1 protein-coding gene is annotated in these 514 nt (G+C 32.7%); it reads left to right on the forward strand.

The features are described from left to right. On the forward strand, positions 1 to 395 hold a 395-nt coding region (locus tag ACYC56_RS13090), incomplete at its 5' end, for a TolC family protein (protein ID WP_461374618.1). Between the last annotated feature and the right edge of the window lie 119 nt (positions 396 to 514).

Below are 514 nucleotides of genomic sequence, written 5' to 3' on the forward strand. Positions count from 1 at the left end.
ATGAATTCAATGGAACCTGGGATATTAATCTTTCGCTTTCATTTAGTCTTTGGAATTGGGGTGCAACGGTTGACAGAACCGATGCTGCCGAAGCACAATATGAGCAGGCAAAAGACAATATGAAAATTTTAAAAGATATGATTACTCTGGAAGTAACCAGGAACTTTTTGGATATTAACAAATCAAAGGAAAAAATGACGGTTGCGAAACAAAATGTTGATCAAGCGGAAGAGAATTATAAGATAACGGACGAAAAATTCAAAAATGGCCTCGCGCTTAATTCTGATTTATTGGATGCAGAAGTCGCATTGTTACAGGCAAAAACAAATTATATACAATCTATTGTAGATTATGAGCTGGCAATTGCTCAATTAAATAAATCAATTGGTGAATAAATAAAATATTAAGCAGGAAATAATAGTGAAAAAGGTAAAATACATTTCAATAACAGTAATCGTGCTTGCAATAATTATCTCAGTTTTATTCTACAACAAGGCAAAAATGAAGGCAAACA

The organism is Candidatus Aquicultor sp. (assembly GCF_054640775.1).